Genomic DNA, 1,726 nt, shown 5'->3' on the forward strand with positions numbered 1-1,726 from the left:
TAGTGCTTGTCCGAAAACCCATCAGCCCTTGAAAACAGCACTCTGTGGCCCAACTTAATCATTGAAGATTTCCACTGACAGGCTGTTTTCTCACTCATGCGCCAAACCATCAAGCCACAAATGCAGTTAGGCGAGGTCGATATCTCTGCCATCACCTTCAACCCCAAATCCAGGGACGACATACCCCGCCTCTTGCGGGCTTTTCAGCATATCTGGGTCACCCCAGAGCTGAGAGCGCAGGTTTTCCAAGCCCTTGAGCGAATGATACCCGCCAGCCGTGACAATGGCCGCCCTGGTATGGATCTCTGGAAAATACTGATTTTTGGCACCCTGCGTCTGACCATCAACTGCGACTACGACCGCCTTCAGGAGCTGGCCAATGAACACGGTACATTGCGGCAAATGCTCGGACACGGACCGTACTGTACCCACTCTTATCACATCCAGACTTTGCAGGATAATATCGCCCTGTTCACCCCGGAAATACTGGACGAGATCAACCAGATTGTGGTCAATGCCGGTCACCAGCTGGTAAAAAAAAAGAAGACCGGATATGCGCCCGCGCTGACTCGTTTGTCGTAAAAACCAATGCCCACTTTCCAACGGATATTAACCTGCTCCGGGATGCCGTTCGCAAGATGATCGAGTGGGCAGCCTGCCTGTCGTCAGAGCAGCAGGAAAGCCTGTGGCGACAGAGCAAGTACTTGCAGGATCAGCACAAAAAGCGTTTTCACAAAGCCCGTAACCTGAAACGGTCAACGTCGTCCAATGAGTCGCTTCGTGAAGCACGACAGCATGATATCGAAACCGTCCATGCTGAGTATGTAGCCTACAGCCAGAAGCTTATCCGCAAGGCTGAAATAACCTTGAATCTCTTGAAAGCACGGATACCCGGAGACTTACGACTGAAAGAGCTGGAGCGCTGGATAAAAGATGCAGACTACCAGTGTCAACTGATTATCCGTCGTGTACTGAACCATGAAACCATTCCGCACAGTGAGAAGGTTTTTTCGTTATTTGAACGCCATACGGAATGGATCAGTAAAGGAAAAGCAGGCGTTCCTGTAGAACTGGGCCTCAGGGTGTGTGTACTGCAAGATCAGTTTGGTTTCACGCTTCACCATTCAGTCATGGAAAAACAGACTGATGACCAGGTGACTGTAGCCATTGCTAAAGGCGCAAAACAGCGGTTTCCTGAAGTATCGCAGGTCAGTTATGACCGGGGATTCTGGTCAAAAGAGAACCTTGAAAAGCTGGAAACATTTCTAGATCGAGCTGTCTTACCCAAAAAGGGGCGATGGTCTGAACAAGACCGGAAGCGTGAACGACACCCTGAGTTTGTCAGGGCAATGAAGAAGCATTCCGCCGTAGAGTCCGACATTAATGCACTTGAGCAGCACGGGCTGGACCGATGCCCGGACTCAGGGATTGACGGTTATCGTCGGTATGTTGGCCTGGCGGTTTTAGGAACCAATCTGCACCGCTTGGGCTCTATACTGCAAAAGCAATCCAGTCAGGCTGTCAAAAAAGCAGCCTGAACGGAGAAGCGTACGAGAAAACAAACGATCATCGTTGGGTGAAGATTACGGGCACCCGAAAAACGTGGAAATGTTTAAGTTTTGATCAAAAAAGGAGGCGACTGGCATGAGTGGCCTGTTTTGTTTTCAAAAAAATTTTGTCAGTGCCTGTTGAGTTGGATTATTCATGGGTTTTCTGACAGGCACTA

General features: G+C 49.7%; 1 protein-coding gene. It reads left to right on the forward strand.

Features of this window, described 5'->3' with window-relative positions; genetic code table 11:
- Positions 1 to 96 precede the first annotated feature (96 nt).
- Positions 97 to 1,538, forward strand: a protein-coding gene (locus CX664_RS24840) for an ISNCY family transposase (protein WP_420810398.1) whose coding sequence is annotated in 2 segments (ribosomal slippage) — positions 97 to 532 and positions 532 to 1,538 — 1,443 coding nt in all. Because the reading frame shifts where the segments join, the coding sequence is not laid out codon by codon here.
- Positions 1,539 to 1,726: the final 188 nt, after the last annotated feature.

The organism is Endozoicomonas acroporae, from assembly GCF_002864045.1.
Classification (GTDB): Bacteria; Pseudomonadota; Gammaproteobacteria; order Pseudomonadales; family Endozoicomonadaceae; genus Endozoicomonas; species Endozoicomonas acroporae.